Origin of the sequence: Xylanibacter ruminicola Ga6B6, from assembly GCF_000687715.1 — a bacterium.
Lineage (GTDB): Bacteria > Bacteroidota > Bacteroidia > Bacteroidales > Bacteroidaceae > Prevotella > Prevotella ruminicola_B.
This window is the reverse complement of record NZ_JHXD01000008.1, coordinates 39,901-54,976: the sequence shown is the minus strand read 5'-3', so window position 1 is coordinate 54,976 and position 15,076 is coordinate 39,901. Positions and strand designations below refer to the sequence as shown.

General features: G+C 43.5%; 17 protein-coding genes and 1 tRNA gene. 13 read left to right on the top strand and 5 right to left on the bottom strand.

The window, feature by feature from the left end:
* Positions 1 to 56: 56 nt before the first annotated feature.
* A complete protein-coding gene (locus T500_RS0106735) occupies positions 57 to 461 on the bottom strand; it encodes an START-like domain-containing protein (protein ID WP_028907473.1) in 405 nt (134 codons plus the stop codon).
* A 143-nt stretch (positions 462 to 604) separates the two neighbouring features.
* Between T500_RS0106735 and T500_RS0106730 the strand changes: the two genes are divergently transcribed.
* The 8 genes from T500_RS0106730 (at position 605) to T500_RS0106695 (ending at position 8,623) form a co-directional block, all read left to right on the top strand.
* Positions 605 to 678: transfer RNA gene (locus tag T500_RS0106730), tRNA-Met, on the top strand.
* A gap of 88 nt (positions 679 to 766) precedes the next feature.
* Positions 767 to 2,308 (top strand): hypothetical protein, encoded by a 1,542-nt coding sequence (locus T500_RS0106725; RefSeq protein ID WP_028907472.1) that lies wholly within the window; start codon positions 767 to 769, stop codon positions 2,306 to 2,308.
* Positions 2,309 to 2,323: 15 nt separating this feature from the next.
* Positions 2,324 to 3,586: a porin gene (locus T500_RS0106720; protein ID WP_028907471.1), complete on the top strand. Its 1,263-nt coding sequence runs from the start codon at positions 2,324 to 2,326 to the stop codon at positions 3,584 to 3,586.
* 43 nt (positions 3,587 to 3,629) lie between these two features.
* Positions 3,630 to 4,727 carry a 5-fold beta-flower protein gene (locus tag T500_RS16350; protein ID WP_051611932.1) on the top strand — a complete coding sequence of 366 codons (1,098 nt, stop codon included), beginning with the start codon at positions 3,630 to 3,632 and terminating at the stop codon, positions 4,725 to 4,727.
* Between the two features lie 561 nt (positions 4,728 to 5,288).
* Complete coding sequence (locus T500_RS15365; RefSeq protein WP_139294870.1) at positions 5,289 to 5,795, top strand: hypothetical protein; 507 nt, start codon at positions 5,289 to 5,291, stop codon at positions 5,793 to 5,795.
* A gap of 107 nt (positions 5,796 to 5,902) precedes the next feature.
* A complete protein-coding gene (locus T500_RS0106705; RefSeq protein ID WP_028907470.1) occupies positions 5,903 to 6,595 on the top strand; it encodes a hypothetical protein in 693 nt (230 codons plus the stop codon).
* 243 nt (positions 6,596 to 6,838) lie between these two features.
* Positions 6,839 to 8,131, top strand: coding sequence for a tyrosine-type recombinase/integrase (locus T500_RS0106700; RefSeq protein ID WP_028907469.1), 1,293 nt, complete (start codon positions 6,839 to 6,841; stop codon positions 8,129 to 8,131).
* Between the two features lie 12 nt (positions 8,132 to 8,143).
* A complete protein-coding gene (locus T500_RS0106695; RefSeq protein ID WP_028907468.1) occupies positions 8,144 to 8,623 on the top strand; it encodes a hypothetical protein in 480 nt (159 codons plus the stop codon).
* Between the two features lie 267 nt (positions 8,624 to 8,890).
* Here the strand turns inward: T500_RS0106695 and T500_RS0106690 are convergent, their stop codons facing one another.
* Complete coding sequence (locus tag T500_RS0106690; protein ID WP_028907467.1) at positions 8,891 to 10,114, bottom strand: hypothetical protein; 1,224 nt, start codon at positions 10,112 to 10,114, stop codon at positions 8,891 to 8,893.
* Positions 10,115 to 10,672: 558 nt separating this feature from the next.
* Between T500_RS0106690 and T500_RS0106680 the strand changes: the two genes are divergently transcribed.
* On the top strand, positions 10,673 to 10,870 hold the full coding sequence (locus tag T500_RS0106680) for a hypothetical protein (RefSeq protein ID WP_028907465.1): 198 nt from the start codon (positions 10,673 to 10,675) through the stop codon (positions 10,868 to 10,870).
* A gap of 243 nt (positions 10,871 to 11,113) precedes the next feature.
* Positions 11,114 to 11,878: a hypothetical protein gene (locus T500_RS16345; protein ID WP_028907464.1), complete on the top strand. Its 765-nt coding sequence runs from the start codon at positions 11,114 to 11,116 to the stop codon at positions 11,876 to 11,878.
* Between the two features lie 16 nt (positions 11,879 to 11,894).
* Here the strand turns inward: T500_RS16345 and T500_RS0106670 are convergent, their stop codons facing one another.
* Entirely contained in the window at positions 11,895 to 12,137 is a 243-nt protein-coding gene (locus T500_RS0106670; RefSeq protein ID WP_028907463.1) for a hypothetical protein, read from the bottom strand.
* Between the two features lie 145 nt (positions 12,138 to 12,282).
* On the opposite strand from T500_RS0106670, the gene T500_RS0106665 reads away from it, so the two are divergent.
* The 3 genes from T500_RS0106665 (at position 12,283) to T500_RS0106655 (ending at position 13,735) form a co-directional block, all read left to right on the top strand.
* Positions 12,283 to 12,564, top strand: a complete 282-nt coding sequence (locus T500_RS0106665) for a hypothetical protein (RefSeq protein WP_028907462.1) — start codon at positions 12,283 to 12,285, stop codon at positions 12,562 to 12,564.
* Between the two features lie 80 nt (positions 12,565 to 12,644).
* Positions 12,645 to 12,947, top strand: a complete 303-nt coding sequence (locus T500_RS0106660; protein ID WP_196243482.1) for an SH3 beta-barrel fold-containing protein — start codon at positions 12,645 to 12,647, stop codon at positions 12,945 to 12,947.
* A gap of 143 nt (positions 12,948 to 13,090) precedes the next feature.
* The gene (locus T500_RS0106655) at positions 13,091 to 13,735 is read left to right on the top strand and encodes a recombinase family protein (RefSeq protein ID WP_028907460.1); all 645 of its coding nucleotides are present in this window, start codon (positions 13,091 to 13,093) and stop codon (positions 13,733 to 13,735) included.
* Positions 13,736 to 13,754: 19 nt separating this feature from the next.
* On the opposite strand, the gene T500_RS0106650 is transcribed toward T500_RS0106655, so the two are convergent.
* Together T500_RS0106650 and T500_RS0106645 are read right to left on the bottom strand one after the other, a co-directional pair.
* Positions 13,755 to 13,937 carry a hypothetical protein gene (locus T500_RS0106650; protein WP_028907459.1) on the bottom strand — a complete coding sequence of 61 codons (183 nt, stop codon included), beginning with the start codon at positions 13,935 to 13,937 and terminating at the stop codon, positions 13,755 to 13,757.
* A gap of 29 nt (positions 13,938 to 13,966) precedes the next feature.
* Complete coding sequence (locus T500_RS0106645) at positions 13,967 to 15,076, bottom strand: HNH endonuclease family protein (RefSeq protein ID WP_028907458.1); 1,110 nt, start codon at positions 15,074 to 15,076, stop codon at positions 13,967 to 13,969.

The following is a 15,076-nucleotide window of genomic DNA, read 5'->3' as shown; positions in this document are numbered from 1 at the left end:
CAAATAAAAATTAAGAATCACACCTTATTTATAATATTTTTATCTTTTTCACTTTTTCACAGTCCGCTGGCACGGTGCAGACGGTCGAGGCAGCTCTCCCACAGAATTTTCAGTCCATCCACATCGTCATCGTCGGCAAAATCTGTAATCACCAGGTTCAGATTGTGGGTCAGGTCGCTCTTCTGTATGCTCATTTCCCAGTATGATTCGTCGTCATCCTCGTCCTCGTAGTCCCATTTTAAACGAATGTGGTCGTGCTTGATAGCGTCAACTATGTGTGCCTGTCGCACATCCTGTTCTGTCCAAGGCTCTCCCCAGGTAAAGGTAAAAACTCCATCTTCTTCGTTCACGTGGTCGGCAAACCAGCGCTCCAAACCGTGAGCGCTACTAATCTGTTCCCAGATGATTGCTGGCGAAGTTGTGGCCAGTGGATATTCGATGTCTATTTTCTGCTTTCCCATATGTTTTTGGGTTAGAATTACTGATTTTAGTCTTGTTTTATGCGGCAAAATTACAAATTTTCTGTGAAATACAAAACTTTTTGCCGAAAAATTTTGGTGGTTCCAAAAAAATGTGTACCTTTGCACCCGCAAATCAGCAATATGGCGGGATAGCTCAGCTGGTTAGAGCGCATGATTCATAATCATGAGGTCCCCAGTTCAATCCTGGGTCCCGCTACAAAGAAGGCAGTTAGATTTCAAGTCTAATTGCCTTTTTTCTTTGTATTTTCTTTGTTGGTACAGAAAAAAGCCGTATATTTGCGCCCATGAAACAGATTATATCTACCATAGCGTTCTTGGTGCTTGCTTTACAGGCCGCGGCGCAGGATGTGGTCAGGTTGCTCCAACCTGCGTATGCCGACAGTGGTGCCGTGTATCGCCAGAGTGTGTATGTACCACAGAAATGGGATAAGTGCCGGGTGGTGCTTTTCCTCGAACGTCCGTTAGGCGCTACTGCCGTTAAGGTTAACGGGGTAGAGGCAGGCAGTGATACCTTGGTTAATTATCCCCATCAGTTAGATATTACCGAACATATTGTAGCTGGGCAGCGCAATACCATCGAGGTGAGCGTGGCTGGGCACGATGCCCACGGCGTGATGGGTAACATCGAACTGCGTTCGCAACCACGTCGTTTATATATTAATAAGGTACGTACGCATCCGCGCCCCTTTATGGGTACGGTGGGTATAGAGCTCTCCCTAAGCGGGCAGTCGCCCGATTTCGGCTTTTACGATGTGCAGACGATGATTCAGCGCGAGGGTGTTGATACCGCTAAGTTTTTTGTAGATGAGCGCGAGGTGCGTGGAAGCTACATGAAGTACGATGCGCTGGTGATGGATGATAATCGCCTGTGGGACGAGTTCCATCCAAACGTTTTCCGCCTGGCTCTGGGTGTTGGTGCCGATTATCAGGAGTACACCTTTGGTATGCGCGAGGCGGGGGTGGTAGATGGTAAGCTGTACCTGAACCGCCATCCTGTTTATCTGCGTGGCTGCGTGATGGATGATTATTTCCCCCTCTGGGGCCGCATGCCGATGGACGAGGCTACGTGGATGCATATCATGCAACGCTTGAGCGACTACGGACTAAACCACGTGCGTTTTCGTGGCTATTGCCCGCCCGATGCTGCTTTTAAGGCGGCCGATAAGGTGGGTATGTATCTGCAGCCTGAGGCAACCAGTGTGGCTGATATGAACCGCCTGACGGATACTTACGGCCATCATCCGTCGTTGGTGCTGGTAACGCTGGGGCAGGATACCTATGTGTATAACGATCGTGTGCTTGCCCCTGTTACGCTTAATCAGTGCGTCGTTGCAGGTCCTGATATGCAGGCTTACAAACAAGGTATTGAGCGTGTGCTGCTTAGTGGCGATAGCGTTCATTACCTGCTGACGGGCATCTGCGATCGCCAGAACGATTTCAGTGGTGTGCTGCATGGACGTTGGGACGATACCGATAAGGCACCCTTGCGCCAGTTTAACCAGTTCTGTCGTGCCATCGTGCCTTTGGCCAAACTCCCACAATCGGTAGCTGCTACCGATACGCTTCGTGTGCCCGTTTATGTGTATAACGCCATGTATGGCAATCTGCAGGGTGTGCGTACCAGCTATTATCTGGCCGACGAGTCGGGTAAGGTGCTGGCTGGCGGCTTGGTGGCTAATGGCGATGTGCCGCTCGACACCATCCAGCAGGTGGGCGAGGTGGTTGTGCCACTCGATTCTATCCAGACTCAGGGCAAGGCTACCCTGATGGTTACCGTGGGTAGCAATGCCGTTCGGAATCAATGGGATTTGAACATCAATGAATAACTATTACGATATATCATGAACAAAGCACTATTATCATTTGCCTTGTTATGCGTGGCCTTAGCGGGCCACGCACAAGGCGGAAACACCGGTATGGGTGGTGAGGATGGCGACTACCAGAGCCTGATGGAGCGCCTGGCAAAGGTTGAGAAGAAGCACGATATGCTGGATGTTTACATTAACTATGCCGCCAGCGCCCAGGCTCGCGAGGCCACAGGCAGCTCGTGGCAAACCCGCTTTGCTAACAAGGAGTTGCGCCTGGAACTGAAGGGTAACCTTACCGATAAGTTGTTTTATCGCTTGCGCCACCGCTTAAACCGCAGGAACGATGCGCAGGGCTCTGATAATTTCTCGAAAGCCACCGATATTGCGATGGTGGGCTATAGCTTCAGCGATAAGGTAACGCTGATGGCAGGAAAAATGAGTCAGATTTGGGGCGGTTACGAGTACGATGCCAACCCGATGTTTGTGTATCAGTACTCTGATATGCTCGATCACATGGAGATATTCCAAACCGGTGTAACACTCTCGCTGAAACCTGTGCCAACGCAGGAGTTTGCGCTGATGGCGAGCGATGCCCACAATGGCTCGCTCGAGGATTACTATGGTGCCGATGCGATAGTGGTTATCGATAATGGTGATTACCGCCTCCTTGAGCGGGCCAACCATCCGCTCACGTTTATTGCCAACTGGAATGGCAGTTTCTTCGATAATCAGCTGCAAACACGCTGGGCATGGGGTATTCAGAAGGAGGCAAAGGGCAAGTACTCGCGTATGATTACCCTGGGTCAGAAGCTTAATCTGCCACAGCTGCAGTGGTATGTGGATTATATGGCCGAGTTCGACGATCTGGATCGTTTGGGTATCGCCACCGAAGATTTGGCTGACAGATTTCAGCCCCGGATATATTACTATGAGTATGGTTATCCTATCAATAATTTGGTATATCAGCCCTATGAACCAATGAATCTTCATTGTGGAAAAGTGCATTACCATACTTGGATATCAAAGCTTAACTGGCAGTTTGCTCCCCAGTGGAACCTGATGCTGAAGGGTACTTACGAAACAGCCTCGATGCAGCAGGTTGAGCGCTATAAGAACTATCGCAAAAGCATCGGATGGGCAGGCGCTATTGAGTACTATCCCGATAAAACGCAGGATTTGCGTGTGTTCCTGGCCTATCAGGGACAGAACGTCAACTACAGCAACGAGTCGGCCCTTGGCGGCAAGCACTCCAACCGCATTGAGCTGGGCTTTATGTATCGCATCAAGTGCTATTAATTTTTTTATTTAATCTATAACCCATTACTATTATTATTTACTTATGAACCGTAAAACTTCATTCATTGCACTGGCCTTAGTGGCCATGTTTGCATGCAGCACGCCAGCTCAAGCTCAGTGGGGCGGACTGCTTAACAAGGCGCGCAAAGCCGCAGGTATTAAAACCAAGCAGGAGAAGGCGCAGGATGCCGCACAGCAGCGTAGAGACTCTGTTCTTAAGGCCGCTGCAGCCATCACACCCACCATTCCGCAGGCAGCCGAGAGCGGCCAGCCTATCACTATCAAATGGGGTGACACCCCCATCGGCGCATGGGACCCCGTTAAACTCGAGATTACTTTTAATCAGACTTACGATGAGGGCGAGTTTGCCGGCCAGAAGGTTAAGTACATCCTCGACCCTGCCACAGGTAAGTTTACCAGCTTGAACGGTACCCCCAAGGGCTCTATCAGCAACGATGGCACCATCGAGAGTCCTAACCTGGGTACGATTAAGCTTGATACCAAGACCAACGAGGTATCGATGGATGGCGAGGTGATAGGTAGCGTTACCAAGCTGCGTGCCTCGTGCTATGGTACCGATTTCGGACAGCTCGAGGGCCATGTTAGTCCGCTGCTGGTAGCCTATATCTTCCATGGTGCGCTGATATCAAAGAATCAGGTTCAGGGCTGGAAGAAGGCCGAGGTTAAGCGTGCCGAAGAGGCTAAGGCCCGTGCTGCCAAAGAGAAGGAGGAACGTGCCGCCCGCCAGGAGGCCGAGAAGAAGGAGTTTGCCAGTCAGAGGGTTACCATCAAGGCCAACAACTATAGCACGTTGGGTTATATCGATGGCAAAACCGTTAAAGCCTCAAACTACAGCACCATTGGCTACATAGAGCCCGATGGCACCGTTAAAGCCTCAAACTTCAGCACCATCGGTTATGTTGATAAGAACGGTACTGTTAAGGCCAATAACTATAGCACCATCGGCTATTTTGACGGCAGCACCATTAAGGCCTCGAACTACAGCGCCCTGGGCTACTTCCAGAACGGCAACGTTAAAGCCTCGAACTACAGTTCCATTGGCTACATCGAGGGCACCAAAAACAAAACCGTTATAGCAGCCGCCATATTTTTCTTCTTCTTTAAAGATCTGGTGAAGTAAGGGCGTGCAGAAAATGCCACTGTCATTTCTCGCGTCCCTCTGGTAGCGAGCGCTCTTCGGGCGAGCGGTCGCGATTGTCACGTGGTATGGCAATAAAAAAACATGCGGTTCACGCCGCATGTTTTTCGTAATACGTCTGGGTTTTGACGTAGATTTTCAACTCCTCGTTGTACTCTACCCAACCGCGATGGTGTTGATGGTTGTAAATAACTTTCGCAAGCGTATTATTTGCGCCCCGTAAACGTGTCGTTTAGCCCGTTCAAACGCTACAAATCGCTTATTAATAGAAAAATTAATTCCCTCGTGAGGGAACAAAATTTTCCTCGCGAGGTAGCAAAAAACGAGCCGTAAGCTATCTGGCAGATTGTTTGCGATTATCTGGCAGAAACATTACTGCAATCGCATAGATCGCTTACTGTGTGTAAAAACTATTCAAAAATAACTGCAAGTTTTTGGCGAAATATTTGGTGGGGTTGAGGGAATGTATTATCTTTGTCGACGGTTTTCAGATAATTAAAAACTGGACCGAAACAAAAAGTGAGAACTTAAAAAACATATTGTATGAATAAACTAATTATTACAGCCGCTCTCGCTATGATGATGGTGGGAGCTAAGGCACAGGCTTTGGATAATGATACAACTTATTATGAGCCAGAGCAGTTGTTTAAGGTGGGCACACTGCCTAAGTATAAAAGTGGTATGGGCTCTGTAGTACAGTATCTGCTCAACAACATCAGATATCCCCAAGAGGCTGAGAAAGAGATGGTAGATGCTAAGGTGCTTACCACTTTTATCGTAGAAAAAGATGGTTCACTAAGCAATATCACACCTGTAAATACGACCCTGCAATTCTTCGATGCGAAGAAAAAGGCCGAAAAGCTTGGGATGACTGTGGAGGAACTGAAGCAGCACTTTGGTAAGCTGTTTCAGGATGAAGCAATCCGTGTGCTGACTGAAATGCCCAAAAAGTGGAAGCCTGGAAAGGTTGATGGCAAACCCGTAAGAACAAAGTACGAGATGCCAGTACGCTTTGGAATGGGACGATTCACAGGCATGGGCCGTCGTTAAAAAAATATAGGGATTCCCCTACCATCGGGTAGGGGATTTCTTGTATCTTTTTGCCAAACAATGATTACCTTTGCAGCAAAATTACAAATTAAATACTAACATTAATTATGAAGAAACTGATTTCAAGCCTATTAATGGCATTTGTATGTGTAGGCGCTATGGCCGAGCAGGATACGAAGGAGTACAAGACTTTCGTTAAGAACGATCACCATGTGTTTTATTGCACGCACAATGGTATACATGTGGTGGTGGATCCAACCGAGGGCGGCATCTTTGAACCAAACATTACTGTTATCAACGAGAGTGGTCACGACTTTGTGTTCGAACCTAAGAAGATTAAGGCATATGCCTATGCTATCCCTGGCATTAACTCGAAGTCGGTTCGCTATCGTACAGAGCGCTTCTTAGCTAAGGGCGATACCTTAGGTTTCGACAAAGATGAGCTGGTGGTTTACACCCCTGAGAAGTATAGTAAGAAGCGAACCAAAACGATGTGGTGGAGTGATTTTATTGGCGAGTTGGTTGTGGCTGGCGTAGAGAGTATTGGTACAAATGATAAGCGAACCGAATACTGGAATGATGTACGTCGCGATCGTCGCATACAGGATGCCGAAGATGCTCGTCAGCTTGAGAAAGCACGTATTAGCGAAGGCTATTGGCGGGCCAACACCATCTTTGATGGCGAGGAGCACGAGGGCTTTATTGCTATTAAATCCGTTCATACGCAGTACCTGATTCTTGATATCCCCGTGGATGGTGAGAACTTCCACTTCCTGATTGATAACAACAAGAAGTACTAATCGCGAAAGGAATACAAAACAAAAAAGCGAGGGAATCTTTCGATTCTCTCGCTCTTTGTGTCGGGATTACTGGACTCTATTTCGTGTTTACTGGAGAAAATGACTTGTAGTTTAAATAACTATAAATCAGTATGTTATATTGTTAATTTGCGTCAAACTATTTGCGTCAAATAATCTGTTTTTGTATATTTGTACACGAAATGGTGATTAAAATGGTGATTAAGCAAATTGATAGATAGTAACATGGCACTAAAACATGTAACAAGAAAATACTTTCAAGGTAAGGTGGTTGCCTACTTCAAGCGAAAAAGCGGTGTCGTCAGATACAAGCTCTGTAAGATTGACCAGAAATTTCTTACCAGGAATTTGAGGGTTAAAGATACCTATACAGAACAGAACCACGAGAGTCTTAACAAACAGATGGATGAACTGGAGGAGAGGATTGACAATGCCATTGGTAGAATTCTCTATGATGCTCCAGATAAAGTTCTGAATAACGAGGTTATAGAGGACTATCTCAATAAGCCACAAGCCAACAACGATATTTCTGAAGCCACTGACGGCGCACTCCTACCAGACTTTCGGAAATACAACGAAATTAAGAACCAACAGAAGCATACAGAGGATTTAAAGAACGGTGAAACCAGGAAACTACATCCTACCATGAAGGATTATATCTCATCAGCCAACGCATTAGAGGATTACGAGTATGATACTAAGAGGCAGTATTATCGTAGTGACATCACTGAAGAGTTCCTGGATGACTTTAAAGAGTGGTTAGCAGTAGAACATATCGACTCTGAAGAGCACAAATACAGATGCAAGGGTGATATGAACAACAAGACTATCAATAAACGCTTGGAGAACCTAGCTGCATTCATTAAAGCATATTATGGTGATGAGGCTATACACAGCCTAATAATGAATAACCGAATTACTTATCATAGTAATACTAAAGTTATCGTTTTGTCTCTGGACGAAGTAAAGGAGTTATATTATCGGGAGCTGAAGAATCCAGCCCATGACACCGTTAGGAACTACTTTGTTTTTTTATGTCAAACTGGACTACGCTTTTCTGATTTACTACTCCTTGATGATAAAAATTTTCTTAAACAGCGAGACGGCTCTTACAACCTTTCATACATATCACATAAAACTAAGGTAGAAATCGAGTTCAAACTCACTGCTAAGGCACAGGAAATAGCCAAGAAATACAACTACAAGTTCAGACACTATTCCAACCAAGCGTTTAACAGAATTCTAAAGGAGATGCTGGAAAACGAGGGACTGTACGAAGACGAGATTTCTGCGAACAGGTTTGTTTTAGGAAGGATTGATGAAGGTAAGGTTATGAGAAGAGAGAAAATATCTGCACACACAGCACGTAGAACATTTATATCATCTTTGATTTCTAAGGGCGTGTCGGCGTACCAGGTCATGAATATGTCTGGTCATACAAAATTATCCACGATGGATATTTACGTCGAAAAATTCGCTCCCGAGGTGCAGGAGGCAACAAAGAAAATTGAAATTTAAAATCACATTATTATGGCAGACAATGAAAACAAAACCTACGCCGATTCTGACTTAACGGCGTTTTTCAGAGATTACTTTATGTATCATAAAGCAAATCCAGGCAAGAAGCTTGGAGTTACAGACATTAATCGTGCATTCTATGGTGCTCTTTCTGGTTTAGACAATAGTTTCTACGACAAAGAATTTATCTTAGCAATGAAGAAGGATTTTGAGATAATATCCAAGCAGCTTGAACACATAGCACGGGATGCCCAGAAGGATATAGCCCAGGATAATGGAAAGTGGGACAAGTATTCCGAGACAGAACGAACCTACTACGTGCGAGAGATTGAAGCTGAGTGGAATCTTACAGCCTCAGCAATCCGTCACGCTATTAGAAATGGAAATCTGGAAACAGAAGAGATTACAGGAAAGAAGGACAAGTATCTAATAAAAGAAAAAGACTGGCTGGAATATGCAGTCAGTCACAAAATCAAGAAAAGAAACTTGTGATACCATAGGGGGCACTTGATATGGGGTATGCTATGTAACCTCTAACAATTCTGTGAATTATCGATTCACCATTTCACAGAACAGTTGCGTAAAAAAATTCTGGGGAAATTTTATCTGTATTTCTGGACCCCTCCATGATGACAAAGTCACTGGTACATACGATACCACGTCACAGCCATTCTCAATGCATCTGAGGGCATCAAAGTCGTCGGAATACAAACATATCATCCATACGCCCCGAAGTCCTCAGAATGCCTGCAACTCGTACTATGCTCTCCTTTTGTATGGTCTGGTTAAGCCATTTTCCTTCTTCCAGTTTTGCAATGTTCTCTTCTTGACGGAGAGACCATATTCATTCATAACCTTAATGTTTTCATCGTCGCTTAGAGAGGTGTCGTAGAATTCTCCAATGTGCTGTTTCTTGTTATTAACAATACCCATCACCTGTTTCTTAGTCAGACCATGCTTTGCACCGAATTTGCTATTGACGAATGACTTGTACCTTGGCTTACCTAGATTACTCTCGTAGATGTCTTCCTTCATGACTGTCTTAGCAATATTGAATAATGTCTTCTTGTCTATTACATTGCCGTTATTGATGTAGTAATACTCGAACTCCCAGGTCAAGTTATATAGCAGGTTCTCAAACGTAAGGTCTGGCTTGATTTTCCTCCTGGTTATGCCATTTTCGTACAGTGTCTTGCGTCTCCCTTCACCATCGGCAATCTTCCTGGTTTCTCCATTAACAGTTTGCCAGGGTCTCCATACTTCGAAGTAATTGTCTGGGTATTTAACCATTGGCATATCGTCATCATAGTCAAGTGGTGTATGCTCCAAATTCACGAATTCGTTCTTATACTTTTCAATGAAGTCTATCCTTCGCATCCTGTAGAAGTCCTTGATGAAAGTGCAACTCAAACTAATATGCCTATCATCCCCTATATTTGTTTGGTTTGCACTTTTACTATGAGGTCTGTTATACCCCTCATTGACGACAATATCATCCAGAGAGAGCACTGTATCACTGATAGCCGTTGAACAGTTATAACTACCATTCCAATAGTGTTCAACCTCGTAAGAGTGTGAATCCACATGTGTCAACTTCATCTGGTCTTCAAAAGACCTGTTATATCTGTAATAGCTGTTGACATCAAGTATTGGTTTATCCAGGAGATAGACGAGACGATACCTGTAATCACCTTCAGTATTACTGGGCGAGGTATAGCTAACTGTCGGTTTGATTATCAAGTTCTGTAGGTATACATCCATAGGCACATCGGAGTGGTCTATATCGTACACCAACAACTCTGTAAACTCAAAGTTAGCCAAACTTCTCCAATTATCCTTCATCATTGCAGTAAACGAGTACCCTTCTTTGATTCTTTCAGCAAACTCAAGCACATCTAAATTCACTTCATGAAACCTCATATTTTCAATCTCTGTACCAGTAGGCTTTACCTGGTACGGCTTTGTACTAAGTAGTAAATCCATATTCCACCTTTCATTATTTTCATTATTTCCTCTTCAAACACCTTTTAGTCCATAAAAAACAACGGGAGGGATGAAAGGTGTTCGAGGAACCCTCCCATTGTAGAAGATGGGTTGCAAGTCCATCACATATAAATAGTAATATGACCTATTAGATTATCAATAGATTAACACCGATTTATGCAAAGATATATAAAAAAAACGAGAAAAACAAATTTTATACACAACTATTCTTTTGTTTTCTGGAATCAACAATATTTATTATAAGAAGAGAATTACTTTCACTACAAATTCACATAAAAATATGGACAACAACACTAACGCAACACCAACAAGACCAAGCCACAAGGGAATTTTGAACCCGATGGCTGGGCGGCACCATAGTTTGGAGACCCGCTTGAAGCAATCTAAATCACACCTCCAATACCAGGAGAGGGTTAGACAAGCATTGAAAGTGAACCAGCAGGCTTCACCGTTATCGATGGGCGAGTTTCTGAAGTCGCCAGAGCTGATGGAGTGTCTAACCAGAATAATAAGAGAAGAAATCCAGAAATTACAACTATGATTTCAGACCACGATATTAGACCTAAGTATGAAGCCCTGGTCACGAGATACGAGGGTGAGAAAAACAAAGCCAAGAAGGTAATGCTGAAGCACAAATTCATTGCCTGGCTAATAGAGCACCACAGCGAACTTACTACAGCAGAACTGGAGTATTTGCAGACGGGTATCACCTACGTCGAGGATGTTAATTTCTGATAGAAACGGCGACACCACAAGCCTCGTTTTAACTCTAAGCCTCCACGCTTGGTAGTTATATCAAAACAGCCTCTACGTGTTTAGAAATGCCTATTTATGGGGATTTTATGTTGTTTCATGGTCAATATAAAAGGGATTCTTGCGTGTATTTCTTCTTCAAATATGAGAAATGACAATGCGCACTGTGCGCACATATTTTAATAAATATTTGGGCGTTTCAATGGAAAATGTTATCTTTGCAGCATGAATGACAAAACGAAATTCTTAATAGGTCACAACCCCAGCGACAAGGAGAACAAACAGCAGCAAGACTACTATGCCACGTCTCCTGCAGCGACAACCCTATTGCTGAAGGCAGAGAGGTTTCACCACAGAATTCTAGAACCTTGCTGTGGCGATGGATACATATCAAAAGTGCTGGAAAAGAAAGGCTATGAGGTGACATCCACTGACCTCTTCGACTATGGTTATGGCACTCCAGGTATTGATTTTCTGGATACCAACAACACTTTGATTGAAGGTCTTCGTGGCGAATGTGATATAGTCACCAATGTTCCATACACACATACAATACCGATGTTGATGAGGGCGTTAGACCTGTGCCGTAACAAAGTCGCTATGCTCTTTCCTGTCATCTACATCACAAAATTCTACTTCTGTCCTCCTACAAAGCTGTACCTGTTCACCAGGCGTATTACAATTGCGATGAACGGCGAGTTTGCGAGGTATGCAGGAGGAAACATGATTCAGTACGGGTGGTTTGTTTGGTATAGAGGATGCAAAGAGGATACTACCATTCGGTTTTTGGATAATCAGAAAGTCCCTAATCCAAAACTAAAACCAGTAATAGATGTGGTTAACCAAACAGACTACTGGAATATGTCTAAGGATAGTAAAAAGGAAAAGATACTGGCATTATACCATGACGGCGTAGCTAAACGAGAGATTGCCAGAATTGTAGGGCAGAGTGAGAGCTGCGTTAGAAAGTGGCTGAAACAAATGGAGTGAAAACCATATCTAAGGCTCATTCTTCCTGTTTGTCATTACTGACCTTCGATAGCTTAGACAGCAATTTTCCTTTTCTTATTATGACTTTTTTGTTTTCGTATGGATGTTCCTGGGACAAGCCATAGTTTCGTAGTGAAGGATAGCCTATGCCTATCTGTTCACTGGAGAAAAACTCGTATACGTTAGCTACACTACCGAAGTAATGGTGCTCCCCCGTAGCCAAAAACTGTACATGAATAACAGTTCTTTCCTTCTTCATAATTCTGTTTTTGGTGCAAAGATAACTATTTTCTTGCAAAAGTTGAACATTTGCCACAAACTTAACTTTAATTAACGTCAAATATTTGCAAATGTTGAATATTTGCAATATCTTTGCAGTATCAAACAAAACAATTGTAAAAGATATGGCAACGACGACAAACATAATAGAGACAGCACTCCAGGTAATGAATAGACATGACTGGTACTGGTGCATGGCAAATTACACAAATCCTGCATACGGTAATGCTTATAATGAAATGAGAACATTCGTCGAGTTAGTTGCTACAATAAATAATGCAGCTATTATCAAGGCTCTTAGAGACCTCTGGATTGCTAAATACCAGTTAGTTCACAACAGATGCAACAAGGAAAGCTTCCTGGCTAAAGAAGCAGAGTTGATGAATATTATCAATCAGGCAGCATAAGTAATCAGAAGTTCAAAAATAAATTAATAGGAGATACAGATATGACACAGACCATTATTTCAACAATCGCAGTTAAGGACATGACAGTCACAAGAGCCAATGTTATTGCACAGCGCACAGGTTCTCTTGAAATGGGAATTGCAAAGGCTATGCTTATAGAGCAGTTGAAGCAGAAGTTAGCTAACGGCGTGGCACACTTCATCTTCCAAAAGAAGGATGGCAGTATGAGAGAAATGTTTGCAACTACTAATCCTGCATTATGCAGCCGTCACATCAACGGAAGAGGCATAACTCGTGAATTCTATGCTACTACAGCTATCTGGGATTGCGAGGCTTCTGCCTGGAAAAGCTTCAGATGGGAATCACTTGTTAAGGTATTCTAGGAGTAGGATGATTCATCTTTATGTAACCAAAAGAAAACGTATTCTAAACAATATCAAAAGTGAATTGAATATGATGTAAAATCGTAACCATTACAATCTTTGACTGATTAGAATACACTAGTTAAACGTAAACGAGTTAGGAAATGAAGAAAACATGTTGCTTATATTGCCGAGTTTCATCGGAAGGTGATAGACAGAGTACAACCAGACAAGTTGAGGACTTGAAGAAATTCTGTGAATCCAATGGTTATGCTATCAAGGGTACTTATGAAGAGCATATCTCTGGTGCAAAGAAGAATGAACAACGCCAGGTTTTGATGGATTGCCTCAATTACTGTGTAGAACACGAAGTATCGATACTTGCTATCCATGAACTCACCAGACTGGGAAGGTCCACTCTACAGGTGTTAAAGTCACTGGAAATGCTGCATGAAGCAAAAGTATCAGTCTACATCCATAACCTTGGACTTTACACACTCCAGGAGGATGGTAAGGTTAATCCTATAGCAAGTATTATATGCACACTTCTATCCGAGCTTGGGAGCATAGAGCGTGACCAAATTGTCTACAGACTCCAGACTGGCAGGGCTTTGTACAAAGCCAATGGCGGTTTGTTTGGCAATAAGGGGTATAGAAAGCCCAAGGAGAAGAAACTGGAAGAATACAGAGACGTTATTAGCTACTTACGTAAAGGCTACAGCATAAGAATAACGGCGAAGTTAACAGGTCGTGGCATGAGCACTGTTCAACGTGTCAAAGCAGAATTCTCAAAAGAAATAGGTTTGTAAGGTGTGCCATTAGCGCACCTTATTTTATATTACGATAATCTTGCCGATTTTTAAAGACTGCCATTGCCATTGTCAGTTGCTCATTGGAAAGATTCAGCTTGATACCTACCTTCTCTTCAATGTCCTCAATTGTAGAAGGGTCTATCTCACCCAGAATCAGTAACTGTTCTATCTTTGCGGCTATCTTTTCCTCTATATCCATTACCCCAGTTGAATTCGATGATTAGAATGCTATTTTGCCCCCTTCTTTCTGTTACAATCCTTACATAACATCTGGCAGTTTTCTGCGGTTGTAACGCCACCTTCTTTCCATGGGGTTATGTGGTCACCTTCCATTTCTTCCAGTTCAAAGTGCCCACCACAAAGAGGACAGATACCACCTTGTCGTTCGTAGGCTTCACGCTTCTGTTTCTTGTCGAAGGTTCTAAACGAGAGGTCACGCAAATCGCCACTGAGAACATAGCTATAGATACCAGACTTCTTCATTATCTCGTCATCCTCCATCAAGTCGTGAATTCGTTGTTCAAGCTCGGCGGTATCGTATATCTGTTCATGGTAAGTATCATAAAGCATGCCCCAATCCAGTCCCTTCATCTCCTTACGATACTTGATAAACGTAGAACGAACCCATGTCACTACAGCCGAAAAGTAAGCCCATAGCTGGTTGGCATTGGCATCGTATTGATGCAGCGACATATATTCGCTTACATCTTTAATTCCATCTCGACGAGCAGCCCAGTGCAATACGGTTGACAAATAAGCCTGTTCTATAGCGTTACCATTGAGCAAATCACTTGCTATCTTATAAGCAGGGCATCCATTTTTAGAGAAGTGACTACGTGCATCACTTATAAATGGACCAACATAAATGGCATTGAGGAGTTCCTGGTCAAGCAAACGTTCACCAGCAATATTAATAACACGGAACCAGTCTAATTTTTCTTTATCAGTGCCAGTACAAATGTAAACCGATAGTTCATAATCTAAGAAGCGTTCCTTTTCTTCATCAGTTAACGAACCGAAATACAGCGTACCACGTTCTGGGTCAACGATATGGAAGTCATGGTAACGATACTCACATATACTTAATGTTCGCTGCTGACCATCTATCATTTCGTATCTGCCATCACCAACCACACTCCAATACATAATATTGAGTGGAAATCCTTTAAGAATAGTATTTATAACTGCCTGTTTTTGTTTTAATTCATATCGAAACTCACGCTGATACGGAGGTCTGATGTCAAGTCTACTGCCATAGCCCCACACACCTTTATTGACATCATTAACATAACCCGCAACCAGGTCACGCACTTGAATTGATTGAAGTTTAATTTCCAT

Coding starts and splice junctions, on each gene's coding strand:
- T500_RS0106665 (WP_028907462.1), top strand. CDS start 12,283: ATGGCAACGACGACAAACATAATAGAGACAGCACTCCAGGTAATGAAT.
- T500_RS0106645 (WP_028907458.1), bottom strand. CDS start 15,076: ATGGAAATTAAACTTCAATCAATTCAAGTGCGTGACCTGGTTGCGGGT.
- T500_RS16350 (WP_051611932.1), top strand. CDS start 3,630: ATGAACCGTAAAACTTCATTCATTGCACTGGCCTTAGTGGCCATGTTT.
- T500_RS0106690 (WP_028907467.1), bottom strand. CDS start 10,114: ATGGATTTACTACTTAGTACAAAGCCGTACCAGGTAAAGCCTACTGGT.
- T500_RS0106700 (WP_028907469.1), top strand. CDS start 6,839: ATGGCACTAAAACATGTAACAAGAAAATACTTTCAAGGTAAGGTGGTT.
- T500_RS15365 (WP_139294870.1), top strand. CDS start 5,289: ATGAATAAACTAATTATTACAGCCGCTCTCGCTATGATGATGGTGGGA.
- T500_RS16345 (WP_028907464.1), top strand. CDS start 11,114: ATGAATGACAAAACGAAATTCTTAATAGGTCACAACCCCAGCGACAAG.
- T500_RS0106695 (WP_028907468.1), top strand. CDS start 8,144: ATGGCAGACAATGAAAACAAAACCTACGCCGATTCTGACTTAACGGCG.
- T500_RS0106720 (WP_028907471.1), top strand. CDS start 2,324: ATGAACAAAGCACTATTATCATTTGCCTTGTTATGCGTGGCCTTAGCG.
- T500_RS0106655 (WP_028907460.1), top strand. CDS start 13,091: ATGAAGAAAACATGTTGCTTATATTGCCGAGTTTCATCGGAAGGTGAT.
- T500_RS0106680 (WP_028907465.1), top strand. CDS start 10,673: ATGATTTCAGACCACGATATTAGACCTAAGTATGAAGCCCTGGTCACG.
- T500_RS0106705 (WP_028907470.1), top strand. CDS start 5,903: ATGAAGAAACTGATTTCAAGCCTATTAATGGCATTTGTATGTGTAGGC.
- T500_RS0106660 (WP_196243482.1), top strand. CDS start 12,645: ATGACAGTCACAAGAGCCAATGTTATTGCACAGCGCACAGGTTCTCTT.
- T500_RS0106650 (WP_028907459.1), bottom strand. CDS start 13,937: ATGGATATAGAGGAAAAGATAGCCGCAAAGATAGAACAGTTACTGATT.
- T500_RS0106670 (WP_028907463.1), bottom strand. CDS start 12,137: ATGAAGAAGGAAAGAACTGTTATTCATGTACAGTTTTTGGCTACGGGG.
- T500_RS0106725 (WP_028907472.1), top strand. CDS start 767: ATGAAACAGATTATATCTACCATAGCGTTCTTGGTGCTTGCTTTACAG.
- T500_RS0106735 (WP_028907473.1), bottom strand. CDS start 461: ATGGGAAAGCAGAAAATAGACATCGAATATCCACTGGCCACAACTTCG.